Origin of the sequence: Nostoc sp. LEGE 06077, from assembly GCF_015207705.1 — a bacterium.
GTDB lineage: Bacteria > Cyanobacteriota > Cyanobacteriia > Cyanobacteriales > Nostocaceae > Nostoc_B.
In genome coordinates this window covers 54,235-69,346 of sequence record NZ_JADEWI010000020.1, presented here as the reverse complement: position 1 = coordinate 69,346, position 15,112 = coordinate 54,235, and the positions used below count along the sequence as shown (strand labels likewise).

Here is a 15,112-nt window from a genome sequence, read left to right as displayed (position 1 = left end):
AGTCGCTGGTATGAGTGCTTTGAGTTTGGTAGTTTTATTCAAAATTTTGAACTACAAATCCACTCACATACTAAAGAACAACAAGTTTTTACATTCGGAATTTCCCCGAAATATTTATTCAAATCAACTCAGAATCACAAGCTGTGAACAATGCTGAAGACTAAAATTGTTACTGAGTAACAGCAATCTAATTTCTGATTTTGCTATCTAATGGGGTAAATCAGCACTTTATAGAGTTGATGTTTTTATTTTGATTTAAGTATTATCGCTTATGATTTTCTGCCTTAGGCAATTATGATCGAGCAGATTCTTGCTCCAGGCAATACTACAGATATATTACTTGCCAAAATCAGGAAAAGCATTTCTCATCTGTGGATATTAAGTATCCATATTCAGGAGTATTTTATGCGGCGATCGCTCCAACAAATCTTTGCATTAGTAGTTTTATTGGTGTTTTCCTTCATCATATTTCCCAGCCAAGCCCTAGCTTCAACTCCCTTAAAAAGTCAATTTACCACCGCCCTAGGCGCTTGTGAAGCAGTAGCCTCGATTAAAAAAGGAACGAACCCCGGCAATGTCAGATTAAAACCGGGACAAACTTATCAAATAGTTGGTCAAAATCAGGATAATCCTTCTCACTACTTGTTGGAAATTGCCAGTGCCAGTCCCTCTCGGCGTTGGGTTCCGATTAGTTGCGTGAGTGCTGATGGTTTGCCTTCTGACACGACAGGCAAGATACCGCCTGTAATTCCCGTAGCTGTTGGTAACGACTATCTACTAGCAGTGAGTTGGCAACCAGCTTTCTGTGAATCCAAACCCGAAAAAACTGAGTGTAAAAATTTAGCGAAAAACCCAAACCGTCCTGAAGCTACCAATTTTGCTTTACATGGTTTGTGGCCTCAGCCAGAATCTAATATTTACTGTGGAGTCAGTCAAGGTGATATCACTTTTGATAAAGCCAGTGCTTGGTCAAAGTTACCGCCCATAGAAACAGAACTTTCACCTGAGACTTGGGAAAGGTTACAAGTAGTTATGCCGGGAACTGCTTCCAATTTGCAAAGGCATGAATGGATTAAGCATGGTACGTGCTATCAAGGTACACCAGAGGAATATTTTACCGAGTCAATCGCCCTGATTAATGCCTTGAACAAATCACCCATTCAAGCATTAGTAGCTAGTAATATTGGTCGCCAAGTTACCCTCAAGGATATTGATCAAGCTTTGTCGTCTTTTGCCGCTGATGCTGGCGATAAGACAGAAGTCAAATGTAAGGATTTAGTATTAGGCGAACTTTGGTTTAACCTCAGAGGCAATATTACTCCTAACACTTTAATTAATGACTTGCTGACCAATAGCCCAAAAGCCAAGTTGGAGAAGTTCAAATCTTGCTTAATTGATGATGCACGTAATTAATTAAAGCTAAAGGCGATCGCACTAACAAAATTTAGGTGCGATCGCCTATTTATCTAAATACAATCTCAAATCTGACTAACTTGCCGACTTCAAAGCATCCAACGCTAAATTTAATTTCAAAACATTGACCCCAGGCTCACCAAAAATACCCAGAAAGCGACCATCGGTATTTTGAGCTATTAAAGTTTCTAATTGAGTATATTCGATTCCTCGCACTTTCGCTACACGGCTAACTTGTGCTTTGGCAGCTTCAGGGGTAATGTGAGGGTCAAGGCTAGAAGCAGAGGTGTAAACTAAATCTGCGGTAGGTTGGATACCTGCGGTTTTGAGTCGATTTAAATCACCTTCAATCCGTTTGTTAGGGTCGGGGTCATCTTTACCTTTGATGCGTTCAATTAATGCTGAATTACTGGGGGCTAAATTACTCGCACCAGAAACCCCAGTTTTCAACACTTCAGCTTCATCTTTTTTCGGGTCAGCAGTACTGTAGCTAGTAGTACTAGGGCGACTATTAAAGTATTTTTCGGAAGTAAAAGGTTGACCAATTAAACTAGAGCCAATCACTTGACCTTGACTATTTTTAATCAGACTACCATTGACTTGAGATGGAAAGACAATCTGTCCCAAGGTAATCATCATAAAGGGATAGATAATAGCGCCAATTACCCAAAGAACTAAAGTAGAACGAATGGCTCGGTTAACTTCGCGTGCAAAACTCATTAGAATTTCTCCGGGACAAACATAACAAAAAATAAATAAGTAGAAAGGCTCAAAGTTACTAGCCCTAATAGACCTAATGACCAAGCTTGAACATGGGAAAAATTTTCTCCTGTGGCGGCATAAACCACAGGTGCAACCATGATGTTTAAACACATTCCCAAAAAGATATATAAGGGCAGTTGTGGAATGCGGTAATCAGCAGAAAAATCAATTATTTCTGCCAATATTTGAGGTAAAAGTGGAAATTTCATCAGAGTTGTAAATAATAAAAAATTAAGACAAAGGTAAGATCACATCAATTAATTTGATAGCAATAAAAGGTGCAACAATTCCGCCCAAACCATAAATAAAAATGTTGCGTCTTAATAATTGATCTGCTGTTAGGGGACGGAATTTTACTCCCGTCAATGCTAAAGGAATCAGTACCGGAATAATCAAAGCGTTGTAAATCAGGGCTGAGATAATTGCAGACTGGGCGCTTTTCAGCCCCATAACGTTGAGTGCGCCAATTCCCGCCGCCGCAAAGATAGTAGGAATAATGGCAAAATACTTAGCAATATCGTTAGCTATAGAGAAAGTAGTTAACGCCCCACGGGTAATGAGCAACTGTTTACCAATAGTTACCAAATCAATTAACTTGGTGGGGTCAGAATCTAAATCCACCATATTGGCGGCTTCTTTTGCAGCTTGTGTCCCAGAGTTCATAGCTAAACCCACGTTGGCTTGAGCTAATGCGGGTGCATCATTTGTCCCATCTCCGGTCATTGCTACTAACTTACCTTGAGATTGTTCGGCGCGAATTACACCAATTTTGTCTTCTGGTGTAGCTTCAGCGATAAAATCATCAACGCCGGCTTCTTGAGCAATTACACTGGCTGTAATGCGGTTATCACCTGTGAGCATAATTGTCTTCACACCCATCCGCCGGAGTTGGTCGAATCTTTCGCTTAAACCTGGTTTGACAATATCTTTGAGATAGATAACCCCGAAAATTTGGTCATCTTGACAAACGGCTAAGGGTGTACCCCCTAACCGCGAAACTCGCTCGTAGGCTGCATCAACATCACTAGTAATATGGCCTCCACGAGAGCGCACAAAACTTTTAATTGCATCTACCGCCCCTTTACGGACTTGCTTACCGTTGGGGAGATTTGTCCCACTCATCCGGGTTTTGGCAGAAAATTCTACACCTTCTGCTTGGTTGATATTGAAATCTACACCAATGTGATAAGTCTCTGCCAGTTTGACAATTGATCTACCTTCGGGAGTTTCATCAAATACACTGGCAGCACGGGCAACTCTGGCTACATCTTCGATTGTGTAACTGTTAACAGGGATAAACTCATCTGCCATCCGGTTGCCCAAGGTGATGGTACCTGTTTTATCTAGCACTAGAGTATTGATATCACCGCAGGCTTCAACGGCACGTCCAGAAGTAGCAATCACATTAAATTGCGCTACTCTATCCATCCCCGCAATACCGATCGCACTGAGTAAACCACCGATAGTTGTCGGTATCAATGCAACTAATAATGAAATCAAAATCGCCACACTCGCACCCGCCCGTAAGCTGTTGCCAGCTTCTGTGCCAAACACAGTACTGATAAAGTTAGCAATATAGTTAACAAAGGGCGGCATGGTTGCCACCACAATTAAAAAGACTTGTGTTAATACGGCTAACAATACTGTTAAGGCAATTTCGTTAGGTGTTTTGGTGCGTTCTGCGCCTTCCACCAAAGAAATCATTCGGTCAATAAAGCCCTTACCAGGATCAGCCGTAATCCTAATTGTTAATTCATCAGAAAGCAAGCGCGTACCGCCTGTAACGGAACTGGCAATATCTGTCCCTGGTTGTTTGAGTACCGGGGCTGATTCTCCGGTAATTGCCGATTCATCTACAGAACCAATCCCTTGAATCACTTCGCCATCGGCGGGAATCATGTTATTAGCTACTACTTTGACTAAATCGCCGCGTCGCAGTTCCGTAGAATTAACTTGTTGAATCGAAGCATCGGGGAGAATTTTACTGGCAATGGTATCAGAACGAGTTAAGCGTAAGGAATCAGCCTGGGCTTTACCCCGTCCTTCGGCCACGGCTTCGGCAAAATTGGCAAACACCACTGTAAAAAACAGAATGAATGTAATTAACCCGTTTAATAAACGTTGTTGGTTAACATCTGCCTGAATTGTGCCGAATAAATTGGGGTCGAGGGTGACGAGGAAGGTAACAACTGTTCCTACCCAGACGATAAACATGACTGGGTTTTTGACAGCTATTTTTGGGTGGAGTTTGACAAATGACTCTTTAATCGCTCTTTGGTAAAGTCCCCGCAGATCTGATTTAGGGGTATGTTTGCGCGAGTCACGGGTTCCTTGAGGTAGACGAGGTGTTGTGTTGGTTTTCATATAAAGAGAGAATTGTTTCGCGCAGAGACGCAAAGACGCAAAGAAAAGCTCGCAAATGTGGTCTAGTAATTCAGGGAAAGGGATTTCTTCTTCTGACTCCTGACTTCTGGATTCTGAATTCTGCTGTGTATTAGCCGATACCTTTGGCTATCCAGAAGGCTTCACCGATGGGGCCGAAGGCGAGGACGGGGAAGAATGTGAGTGCGCCGAGAATTAAAATTACGCCTGCGGTTACGCCTGTAAACAGTCCGGTGTCGGTGCGTAATGTGCCAACGGTGAAGGGGACTTGAGGTTTGCGAGACATACTATCGGCGAGTAAGAGTAAGCCGATAATGGGGATATAGCGTCCGGCGAGGAGGCTGAAGCAAGTGCTGAGGTTCCACCAGAGGGCGGTGACGGTGGTTTTTGCGCCTGCTGCAATGGCGATGGGTGATGGTTGGGAGTCGCCTAAGCCTTCAAAGCCTGAACCGTTGTTAGCCGCAGCCGAAGCATATTCGTAAAGGACTTGGGCAAAGCCATGAAAGCCAGGGTTGCTGATACCTGCTAGTTGGTTAGGGAAGGCTAAAGCGATACCAGCGGGAATCATAATGGAGATGGGGTGAACTAGGAGAATCAAGAAACTCGCTAGTACTACCTCGCGCTTTTCGATTTTGCGTCCGAGAAATTCTGGTGTGCGTCCTACCATTAAGCCTGTGACGAATACCGCCAAGATGAGGTAGGCAAATAAATAAGCTGTACCTGTGCCTTGTCCACCCCAGATAATTTGCAGGAACATATTGGAGAGGGTGACAAAACCACCGTTGGGCATGAAGGAGTCATGTAAACTGTTGACTGCACCGCACATGGTTCCGGTGGTACTAACAGCAAATAAGGCTGATTGCGCCCAACCAAAGCGGACTTCTTTACCTTCGAGGTTGGGTTGGGTACTACCTAAGAGTGCGTTAATTGCGGGGTTGCCGTTATATTCACCAATAGCAGTGATGATAATAAATGTGATGTAAATTACGCCTACCATACCGTAGACTAACCAGGCTTGCTTGGTGTTGTTGGCAAATAAGCCGTAGGTATAAATCAACGATGTGGGAATTGACAACATCGCCACAATTTGAATTAAGTTAGAAAATCCGTTGGGATTTTCAAAGGGATGGGCTGAGTTGATGGCAAAAAAGCCGCCGCCGTTTTCTCCGAGTTGTTTGATAATTTCAAAATGGGCAACAGGGCCAAGAGCGATCGCCTGACTTACACTAGAATCTTCTAAAGTCGGGAATACAACTGGCCCTGCTAAGGTTTCGGGAACACCCGCCGCCATCAACGCAATCCCACCAACAATACAAATAGGTAATAAAATTCGCGTAATTGAGCGAATCAAATCTACATAAAAGTTACCTAATGCTCTCCCAGTTAAGCCGCGAATAAAAGCAATTCCCACAGCTAAACCAGTGGCGGCTGAGGTGAACATATGATAACCAAGTCCCCACATTTGACTGGCGTAACTCAAATATGTTTCCCCAGAATAATGCTGTTGGTTAGTGTTAGTAATAAAGGAAATTGTTGTGTGTAAGGCTGTGTCCCAAGTTGGTGCAGGGATTTTTGTTGGGTTAAAGGGTAGCCATCCTTGATTCATAATAATCAAGAATATCAGCAAACCCATGACGACATTGCTGTAGAGGATGGCTCTGGCATATTGCCAGCCTGTCATCTCTGCTTTAGTCTGAACGCCAACTAAAGAGTAAAGTATGCGTTCAATTGGGTTTAAAATTGGGTCGAGAAATGTACTGCGTTCTTGGTAAACACGCGCCATATATCGCCCAAAAAATGGAGTTATGGCTACTACAATCAGTAGCGTTAGTCCAATTTGAATCCATCCTTGGAGCATAAATATTAATTATTTAGACAGTTTGTAATTAATTGAATTAATTTAGATCATCGATTTTTTATGAGGGAAAAACAAGGGATGGAGGATATAAATTTATACTTATACAGCGTTTATTTTTTTCTATATCTAGCGTTTAGTTTGTTTCTAAACGCTGTCAATTTATGATAAACGAACCACAGAGGCACAGAGGTCACGGAGGAATGAGAGTTTGAGAGAGTTATTGCGTAAATTTTATATTAGGAATTAACCGCCGATAGAAGAGGATGAACGTCGATGAACGCAGATAAATTTGGAGTTCAAAAGAATAGTCAATGCTATAAATTAGGCAGATTTATTATTATATTGTGTTTATTTGTTGGTGTAATTTTGATGGAGTTTAAAACACCAACAGAATATGTTTTTGGATATCTTTATACAGGCGCAATCTTATTAACAAACTATTGGTTTGGTGGCAGGGCAACTTTTTTCGCAACTGTGTTGGCGGTGAGTTTGACGCTGTTGAATTTGCTTGTACCTGGAAATGAATTAGTGAAAGTCTCGACGGTAGCTAGTCGCTTAATTGCGGTGATGGCTTTAATTGTGACTGGTATTTTAAGCGATCGCCTGCGTCGTTCTCAAGAGGCGATCGCAGTAACTCGCGCCAAGTTAGAATCTCAAGGGGAGTTAGTGAAGGTACGGGAAGATTTTGCTTCTACTCTTACCCATGATTTAAAAACGCCGTTGTTAGGGGCGATTGAAACTATCAAAGCTTTTCAACAAGAAAAATTTGGCCCAGTTTTACCAACTCAGCAAAAAGTCTTATCGACAATGGCACGGAGTCATCAGACTTCTCTACAATTGGTAGAAACGCTTTTAGATGTTTATCGCAACGATACTGAAGGTTTAAGGCTAGATTTAGCACCTGTAGATTTAACTATCTTGGCAGAAGAGGCGGCTGGTGATTTGATGGAATTAGCGGCTAATCGTCGTGTTCATCTCTCGGTAAACTATGGTGATTCTGATTGGCGACAATCGTTGTGGGTTCACGGTGATGCGCTGCAACTGCAACGAGTGTTTCATAATCTGTTAGTGAATGCCATTAATCATTCTCTGCGTGGTGGTAGGGTTGAAGTTGTTTTAGAACCGCAAACTTCTTATCAAGTAGTCAAAATTTTGGATACGGGTGCAGGTATTCAACCAGAAAAGTTCTCTCACTTATTTGAAAGATTTTACCAAGGACATAGCGCCCGTCAAGCGAAAGGTTCGGGGTTAGGGCTTTATTTATCTCGGCAAATTATTGAAGCCCACGGGGGTATAATCTGGGCAGAGAACAAAGTACCTACTGGTGCTGTGTTTGCTTTTAAACTGCCTGTTTATCCACATCTTGCGCCTAGCGACTGAAGTCGTGGCTACGTCGAAGTCTTTCCTGTCTCCTGTCCCCTTTACCTGTGTGAAATGTCTTCTAACCCCATCAAAATTTTGTTAGTTGAAGATGATGAACTCTTTCGCTTAGGTTTATATGTGCGGTTGCAACAAGAACCTGGGTTGGAGATTATCGCTGAGACGGAAGATGGTGAAACAGCTATCGAGTTAGTCAAGCAAAATCCTTTGGATATTGTGCTGTTAGATGTTGGTTTACCGGGAATTGGCGGAATCGAAACTTGTAAACAAATAAAGCAGCAAAATCCTCTATTGCCAATCTTAATTCTCACCTCCCATTGGCAAAAGCCTTTAATTTCACGGTTGATAGAAGCTGGCGCTCAAGGCTATTGTCTCAAAGGCATTGCTGCGGAAAAATTAGTCTTAGCATTGCGTTCTGTGGCGGCTGGGGCTTCTTGGTGGGATGAAACTGCAACCAAAGAAATTCGTTCTTCTTTTTTGGCTGAACCGTCGCCTCATGTAGAGAATATCTCAAAACTTGCTAATCCCCTCACTGGGCGCGAACAAGAAATTTTATCACTGTTAGCAGCTGGCAAAACTAATCAAGAAATTGCCGTTGCACTATATATTGCACCGGGAACAGTACGAGTGCATATCCATGCTATTTTACAAAAGTTAGAGGTGAGCGATCGCACTCAAGCTGTAATGATGGCTTTACAAAAAGGATTAATTAAAAGCGAAGTAAGTAATTTATAGAAATTCCTCAACACATAAAATCTACCCCACCCGTGCTGCCGCACACAAGACAATAGGGTTTTAATTATTAAGGTTTTAGATCAGAGTATAGGGGTATAAGAGTGTAAGGGTGTAGGTATTCAAGACCCTTACACCCAATCCCTACAGACAATTTTGATGCGTAAGTCCTGAAAATGATTCTTTACACCGAAGTTAAGTAAGAATTTAACTGACGATGCAACTGTTTGTTATTGAGTTTAGCTTTCCATTCTCGAATAGCGATCGCTGTTTTGTTGGTCGGTGATATATATGCTTGTGGTGGTGTTTGTTGTGGTTGAGGCGGGAATTCTCTGAGAGGCTTAGTTGTTAAACAGTTACTTAAATTTGGTAAATTCTCCCCTAAATTTAAGGCTTTAATCACATCATCAACTGTTTTGAAGCGATCGGCTAAAGAAAATTTCACCATCTTTCCTAAAATTTTGGCAAAGTTATCACTAATATTCACTTCTTTTTGCCAACATATCTCACCTGTGTAGGCATCCTGTTCAAAGTCTAAAGGCCCCTTACCAGTCAACAAATAAAGACAAGTGATACCCACGGCATAAATATCACTGGCGTAAACTGGTCGCAATGCAAACTGTTCTGGAGGTGCAAACCCCATTGTCCCAACAAAATTAGTTGTTGCAGTTTTATAACCAGAGTCTTCAGTAATCTCAACTAACTTCTCTTTCACTGCACCGAAATCTATCATCACCAACCGCTGATCATCTTCACAACGCAACAAGTTTTGCGGTTTAATATCTCGATGAATGACGCGATTTTGATGTATGTATTGGAGTATTGGCAGAATTTCTCGTAGAAACTGTTTAACTTCTGTTTCGCTTTTAGTGCCATTACGTTTAACTTCTCGCGCTAAAGTGTAGCCGCGCACATATTCTTGCACTAAATAAAACTCACCATTGGTTTCAAAGTAGTCTAAAAGCATAGGAACTTGTGAATGACTACCGAGTTGCGCTAGAGTTTTCGCCTCTTGTTCAAATCGCTGACAGGCTTTTTCCCAACTTTTAGTACTAGTTGTCTTCGGGCAAAGTTGTTTAATTACGCACAGAGGATTTCCTGGTAATCGGGCATTTCGAGCTAAAAAGGTAATGCCAAAACCACCTCTACCTAAAATTCGCAGGATGATGTAGCGATCGCGGAATAGCTGCTGGGAACCACACAAATGAGCCAGTTGATTCCTTTGTAAACTGTACTCGTCTTGAAAATTGGGGATGTTTCCAGAAAAGCAATTCATGGTTCAAAAACAGCTACTCTGTGTAGTCTTCAATTTAACTATAAAAATATTTTTTTGCCAGTATCATTACTGCTTTTTGGCAAATTTCTCATCTATGTTTTTCTTTCTACGTAATCTAAAATCAAAATTTTATAATTTTTATACAAAACTATCCAAATTACTGAGACTAATAGCAAGATTTAGCAACCACCAATAGACACAGATAAAGGCTGAAGTAATTTGCTTTATACTTCAGCCTTCTGACCACTACAGTACGGCGTAAATCAACAGGTGGTCATCTAAGCTTTTTGACTTTTACCTTGCGCTACTTTCCTATGGTACTTCAATCGGAATAAAAGCATTTTCTGGTAAATAATCGCAGAAGCGCCCATTATCAGACTGCACTAAAATCAAGCGTAAGGGGTAATCTGGTGGCACTTGCAAATCTGCCCAAGGCACAGATAACTCTAAACAAGTGTCTAAAGCTACTTGGGCGCGACTAAAGCGGGGCTGCCATTGATGATTCTCTGCTGCTTCCCGGAACTGCACCGATTGTGTCAGCAAGTTAATTTCTAGATGGTGGTGATACAAATAATTCACTGGCGCTTGCTGCGGCAAATCTGTCAAGGGAATTGGGCTATTATGCATTGTTTTCTCAGGATAGAACCACAGCAAATTTAGCTCTGGTGGTAAATCATTTCCTGGTGCTACACCACTTTTAAAGTCCAACCTCAAATAGAAATTCAGGTGATCTACTCCATACCACAGTCGTTGGACGACGCTGCTGTTGTGCATTGTGCCTCTAGCACCACCGACTTCTATCCGTCCGGCCTTGTCCCAATCTTGCTCATCACCTCTGCCATCAATGACGGGGTGAATAAAGCTTTCGGGAGTATGGTTGGCACGAACTTCATGCACCTCTAGAGGTTGTGAGAGATGGAAGGGTAAGGGTTCATTTAAGGCTTTGTAAATGCCACATAAATGTTCTCGAAATAATTGATCAAAGATGGCATCTTGATTGGAAGAATGCCCTTCGCCAAACCACCAAAACCAGTCTGAACCCTCAGCAGCATATAAAGCCTCCCAGGCGGCTGGGTTACTTTCTTCTGTGGCTTCTGGATGGCTTGCCAGCACTGCTCTAGCTTGGGTTAGGTAGTCCCAAGCTTTATTTTTCGCCGGGTCGCCAATCCAGGTGGTGAAGCTGCCATCTACCCAAGAACCACTGTGTAATTGTTCTTGGGGGATAGTGGCTGTAGGCGGAAATTGCTCAATAAATTCGGAGACGGTAACGAGTTGCAGTTGAGAGTCGTTGCTGAGGTTTTGATATAAGGCTTCGAGGAAGAGTTTACCGTCTTGGGGATAAAATTCCCAACAATTCTCGCCATCCAAGGCGATGGTAACTAACCAAGGTTGTTCGCTGGGGTTTTCGCGTTGCTTTTTAGCGATCGCCTGTAGGTGTCCCACTAAGTTGGCTGCGGCTTGTTTTGGTGGCATTGACCCATAGGTAAAGCCAATTAAATCGGACAATCTATGGTCGCGGAAGACAATGGACAAATCTCCGGCTGGGGTTGTTAAACGATAAGGTCGATAGAGTATTTCTGGTTGCTGGACGTTACCTGCGCCATCTCGATGGAAGAAGTGTTTCAATGTCCATCCTAGGACGGCTTCATCTGAGCAAATCCACTTAAATCCTTGTTTAATAATATACGGTAAAACTTCTGGACTAACTGATTGTTCTGAAGGCCATAAACCCCGTGGTTCTTGACCAAAACGGTCTGTATATAAATCCCAAGCTTTGCGTAAGTGCCGGGGAATGTCTTCCGCCCATTGGAAGCGATGCTCTGGCAAGGTCATGTTCGGCACTGCGACTCTACCAGCATTAGTATCAGCCAGCAAAGGCAAAATTGGGTGAGTGTAGGGCGTGGTAGTTACCTCTAATTGCCCTGTTTGCTGCATTTTCCGGTGTTGGGGAATAATGCGGCTTAAGATTTGGCGTTGTTTGGCATAAATTTGCTGGCGATCGCTTAAACTAAAATTCCGTCCTTGTTTTAACCACCCAGCAATTTCTGGATCATCCCAAAACAGCGGATCTATCCAAGCTAAGTTGTGCCAAGCTAGTAAATCACCATAATCTTCCCGTCCCCAATTTGCCAAACACCAAGCTTGCCCTTTATCTTGTCTTTTTTGATACAACTCGGCATAGCGTGGATGTGGATCAATTAGCGTGTGGTGATTAGCATCAAAAAAATGTTGAACAATAAATTCTTGCTGATATTGGGTTAGTTCTTCCGCCGGAGTCAAACTGGCTGTTAAATAAGGATCAAAAGCTGTACCAGCAATGTAATCTTCTAATTGCAATATCAGCGAAGGTACCAGATTCACCGTTTGGTGTAACTGGGGATACTGTTCGAGAATTAATATTAAATCTAAATAATCTTTGGTACCGTGCAAGCGTACCCAAGGAAGCTTGTATTGCTGAGTAGATGAAAGTGAAACGCCGCTGTCAGGGGATTTGTACAGCGGCTGATGTTGATGCCAAACAAAGGCAACATAAAGTGGATGGGGCATATATTAAATAGTGATTGGGCAAGAGGAAAGTATGAAGTCTGAAATATGAAGGATGAAGTATGAAATTTCATACTTGAGACTTCATACTTCAGCCCTTGTTTACTAGTCCCTAGATGACTTGTTCAACTTCACCAATTTCAGGGATCATTTCCTTTAAGCGGCGTTCAATACCCATTCTGAGGGTCATTGTGGAGCTAGGACAAGAACCACAAGCACCTTGTAACCGTAATCTGACCACAGGGCCATCAAGTTCCACAACTTCTACATTACCGCCATCAGAAATCAAATAAGGGCGCATCTCATCTAAAACGGTTTCTACGTTGTCAAGTGTCAGTTCCATTGTTTTAGACCTGTGAATTTAGTGATGGTCATAGGTATGAGTTTTTCATAGATTTTTGGCACTACTACCGACTCAACACCCATAACTTTGTTTTTTAGCTTTGTTAAATCAATCCTAGATCTAATTGTCGTTAGATTGCGTGTCGTGCTTTTACCTTTCTGATTTTAGACAAAACAATAACGAGCGACTTAACAAAAGCTGTCATCAAGCCGTCTTATAGGATTCGTGAACTTACTAGGTGAAATCCATCATAACTTTACCCTACTCCCCACCCATAGATATAGTGTTTTCATATACAGTCGTCAAAAAAGAGTGTAGGGGCTGCGGTGTACACACAAATATTCGTATAGTGCATCTATCCCGCCTCGGAATTCATTCCGAGTCTCATAGCGTAAGTCATCTGAAGATGACTCAACCAAAAATCTCTTCCAGTCCACGCTTTGTAGACTTTGGCTATGAGCCTGGAACTTTAGTTCTAGGCAGGATACGGTTTCAACATGAAAATTTTTGGCTTGTGTGTGTATACACGGTAGGGTCAAATATCAGGGCGTAGGTATTCAAAACCCTTACACACAGTCTCAATATCTGAACTTTCTGCTTAATTAACACGCGCAATCTAAATTATTGTCTGTTTTGTCTGTTGATGAAACAATGACTGGTCGTTGATACAACGGGACAGTAAAGGTAACGGTTGAGCCAAGTCCTTCACCCAGACTGTAGAAATGCACTTCACCACCCATTGCCTCAATCAGCTTTTGAGATATTGCCAGACCTAAGCCTGTACCGCCATACTGACGAGTGCGGGAACCATCTACTTGAGAAAATAATTGAAATAATTTATCTTGTTTGTCTAATGAAACACCAATTCCTGTATCCGCTACCCGGACTCTCACCATACCCGGAAATTGCTGTTCTTGGAATTGGATTTTTTTCTGGACTATATCGGCGGTGATAGTAATACCACCTTCATGGGTAAATTTAATCGCATTATTTACCAAGTTCAGCATCACTTGGAGCAGTCGTTGATAATTGCCTTGGACAACGATTTCATCACAGGTGGTGGGAATTTGCATCCGAAAACTGAGGTTTTTCATCTCTGCTTGGGGACGCATGAAACTTTCGACACCACAAAATAGCTCATCTAACTGGACAGGAGCGCAATCTAATTCCATTTTGCCTGCTTCGATTTTGGCAATGTCCAAAATATCGTTGATGATGTTCAGCAGGTGGATTGATGATTGATGTGCTTCTAAAAGAAACTGATGTTGCTCTTCTGGGTCGTCTGCCATACCCTCTAGGATCAGCTTCAAAAAGCCAATCATCCCATTGAGGGGAGTGCGAATTTCATGGGAGACGTTGGCTAAAAATTCACTTTTGAGGCGTGAGGCTTCTTCGGCTTTTTGGCGAGCCGCTTCTAATTCTTTATATAGAGTAGCATGAGCGATCGCAGTTCCTAATTGATCGGCGACTTCTTTGGCTAGTTCTAGTTCGGCGTTTGTCAGTGGATAGCATTCATCGCGCACAGCTAGGGCAATCAAGCCATTTGCTTGGTCTTGATAACAAGTCGCTACTACTAAAACTTTTTGCTCTGGACACAGAGCATATTTCGCTACCTCCATCACCACTGGCTCTAAAGTGGCTAAGGCTTGGGCAAATGCTGGCTCAGAAGCTACATCTATTTCTAAGCCAAGCATCGAACTGCGTTCTGGCTGATGATACTCTGCTATAACGCGCACTTTTGAGCTAGAGGGCTGATAGGGACAGATAATGCAACGTTCTAGTTTTAGTGCTTTACCCAAACTGTCTACTGTTTGCTGCCATATAATGTCTAAGTCCAAAGTTCGCCGAATATTTCTAGTAATTTTATTCACTAGTTTTTGATGTTGCTGCGAACGTAAAGCCAACTCGATTGGTGTAGGCGCTTTTGGTGTGGTACTGAGTTCTTGTTGTTCAACTGTCGCCTGCAATAACCTTCCCATCACTACAACTGTAGTGGCGGCGGTTCCTAGCGGCGGCATAATCGGACAAATTACTAATTCCAACTCGCATAACTCTTGGTGGTAGCGAAACCAACATTGCAACTTTTCTGGCACCAAATTTTCTAAAATTCGGTGCAATCTTTCTAGATAAGCTACCTTATCCACAGGAGCAAAAATTTCCTCGTTATGGCTGCCATTTATTATTTGCTCAGGGTTTAACCCCAGAACTTCGCTACGCTGCCAATAAAATGACAGGTAGCGGCCTGACCCATCTTGCGTATACACCAACTCAGAGCCGAAAGTTGGTAACGAGCCATCCGTTTGATTAGCTATGTCTTCCAGATTTTGAGAAAATAAGTTTGGCAATTGGGAGTTGGCAGTAATAGTCATTTAATCGAGTTGGGTAGACAAGTGGCAACTCAATAAAGTCTTGCTCAAGCTAC

At 42.4% G+C, this 15,112-nt stretch carries 11 protein-coding genes; 3 read left to right on the top strand and 8 right to left on the bottom strand.

Annotated features, from left to right (window positions below; genetic code table 11):
• Positions 1-294 precede the first annotated feature (294 nt).
• Positions 295-1,413 carry a ribonuclease T2 family protein gene (locus IQ244_RS15250; RefSeq protein WP_193895453.1) on the top strand — a complete coding sequence of 373 codons (1,119 nt, stop codon included), beginning with the start codon at positions 295-297 and terminating at the stop codon, positions 1,411-1,413.
• A 75-nt stretch (positions 1,414-1,488) separates the two neighbouring features.
• On the opposite strand, the gene kdpC is transcribed toward IQ244_RS15250, so the two are convergent.
• The 4 genes from kdpC to kdpA form a co-directional block, all read right to left on the bottom strand.
• Entirely contained in the window at positions 1,489-2,133 is a 645-nt protein-coding gene (kdpC, locus tag IQ244_RS15245; RefSeq protein WP_193895451.1) for a K(+)-transporting ATPase subunit C, read from the bottom strand.
• Positions 2,133-2,384 (bottom strand): potassium-transporting ATPase subunit F, encoded by a 252-nt coding sequence (locus tag IQ244_RS15240; protein WP_193895448.1) that lies wholly within the window; start codon positions 2,382-2,384, stop codon positions 2,133-2,135. Before IQ244_RS15240 ends, kdpC begins: the two co-directional genes overlap by 1 nt.
• 22 nt (positions 2,385-2,406) lie before the next feature.
• Positions 2,407-4,539, bottom strand: coding sequence for a potassium-transporting ATPase subunit KdpB (gene kdpB, locus IQ244_RS15235; protein ID WP_193895446.1), 2,133 nt, complete (start codon positions 4,537-4,539; stop codon positions 2,407-2,409).
• A gap of 130 nt (positions 4,540-4,669) precedes the next feature.
• Positions 4,670-6,415 (bottom strand): potassium-transporting ATPase subunit KdpA, encoded by a 1,746-nt coding sequence (kdpA, locus tag IQ244_RS15230; RefSeq protein ID WP_193895444.1) that lies wholly within the window; start codon positions 6,413-6,415, stop codon positions 4,670-4,672.
• 273 nt (positions 6,416-6,688) lie between these two features.
• Between kdpA and IQ244_RS15225 the strand changes: the two genes are divergently transcribed.
• On the top strand, positions 6,689-7,795 hold the full coding sequence (locus IQ244_RS15225; RefSeq protein ID WP_193895442.1) for a sensor histidine kinase: 1,107 nt from the start codon (positions 6,689-6,691) through the stop codon (positions 7,793-7,795).
• A 54-nt stretch (positions 7,796-7,849) separates the two neighbouring features.
• On the top strand, positions 7,850-8,530 hold the full coding sequence (locus IQ244_RS15220; RefSeq protein ID WP_193895440.1) for a response regulator transcription factor: 681 nt from the start codon (positions 7,850-7,852) through the stop codon (positions 8,528-8,530).
• Positions 8,531-8,711: 181 nt separating this feature from the next.
• Here the strand turns inward: IQ244_RS15220 and IQ244_RS15215 are convergent, their stop codons facing one another.
• The 4 genes from IQ244_RS15215 to IQ244_RS15200 form a co-directional block, all read right to left on the bottom strand.
• Positions 8,712-9,803, bottom strand: coding sequence for a serine/threonine-protein kinase (locus tag IQ244_RS15215; RefSeq protein WP_193895439.1), 1,092 nt, complete (start codon positions 9,801-9,803; stop codon positions 8,712-8,714).
• A 312-nt stretch (positions 9,804-10,115) separates the two neighbouring features.
• Complete coding sequence (locus IQ244_RS15210) at positions 10,116-12,350, bottom strand: glycoside hydrolase (RefSeq protein ID WP_193895437.1); 2,235 nt, start codon at positions 12,348-12,350, stop codon at positions 10,116-10,118.
• A gap of 109 nt (positions 12,351-12,459) precedes the next feature.
• The gene (locus tag IQ244_RS15205; protein ID WP_193895435.1) at positions 12,460-12,690 is read right to left on the bottom strand and encodes a NifU family protein; all 231 of its coding nucleotides are present in this window, start codon (positions 12,688-12,690) and stop codon (positions 12,460-12,462) included.
• A gap of 602 nt (positions 12,691-13,292) precedes the next feature.
• Entirely contained in the window at positions 13,293-15,059 is a 1,767-nt protein-coding gene (locus IQ244_RS15200) for an ATP-binding protein (protein WP_193895426.1), read from the bottom strand.
• Positions 15,060-15,112: the final 53 nt, after the last annotated feature.

Bases quoted from the DNA above. Each gene is read 5' to 3' on its own strand.
- IQ244_RS15250 (WP_193895453.1), top strand. From the start codon at position 295: ATGATCGAGCAGATTCTTGCTCCAGGCAATACTACAGATATATTACTT.
- kdpC (WP_193895451.1), bottom strand. From the start codon at position 2,133: ATGAGTTTTGCACGCGAAGTTAACCGAGCCATTCGTTCTACTTTAGTT.
- IQ244_RS15240 (WP_193895448.1), bottom strand. From the start codon at position 2,384: ATGAAATTTCCACTTTTACCTCAAATATTGGCAGAAATAATTGATTTT.
- kdpB (WP_193895446.1), bottom strand. From the start codon at position 4,539: ATGAAAACCAACACAACACCTCGTCTACCTCAAGGAACCCGTGACTCG.
- kdpA (WP_193895444.1), bottom strand. From the start codon at position 6,415: ATGCTCCAAGGATGGATTCAAATTGGACTAACGCTACTGATTGTAGTA.
- IQ244_RS15225 (WP_193895442.1), top strand. From the start codon at position 6,689: ATGAACGCAGATAAATTTGGAGTTCAAAAGAATAGTCAATGCTATAAA.
- IQ244_RS15220 (WP_193895440.1), top strand. From the start codon at position 7,850: ATGTCTTCTAACCCCATCAAAATTTTGTTAGTTGAAGATGATGAACTC.
- IQ244_RS15215 (WP_193895439.1), bottom strand. From the start codon at position 9,803: ATGAATTGCTTTTCTGGAAACATCCCCAATTTTCAAGACGAGTACAGT.
- IQ244_RS15210 (WP_193895437.1), bottom strand. From the start codon at position 12,350: ATGCCCCATCCACTTTATGTTGCCTTTGTTTGGCATCAACATCAGCCG.
- IQ244_RS15205 (WP_193895435.1), bottom strand. From the start codon at position 12,690: ATGGAACTGACACTTGACAACGTAGAAACCGTTTTAGATGAGATGCGC.
- IQ244_RS15200 (WP_193895426.1), bottom strand. From the start codon at position 15,059: ATGACTATTACTGCCAACTCCCAATTGCCAAACTTATTTTCTCAAAAT.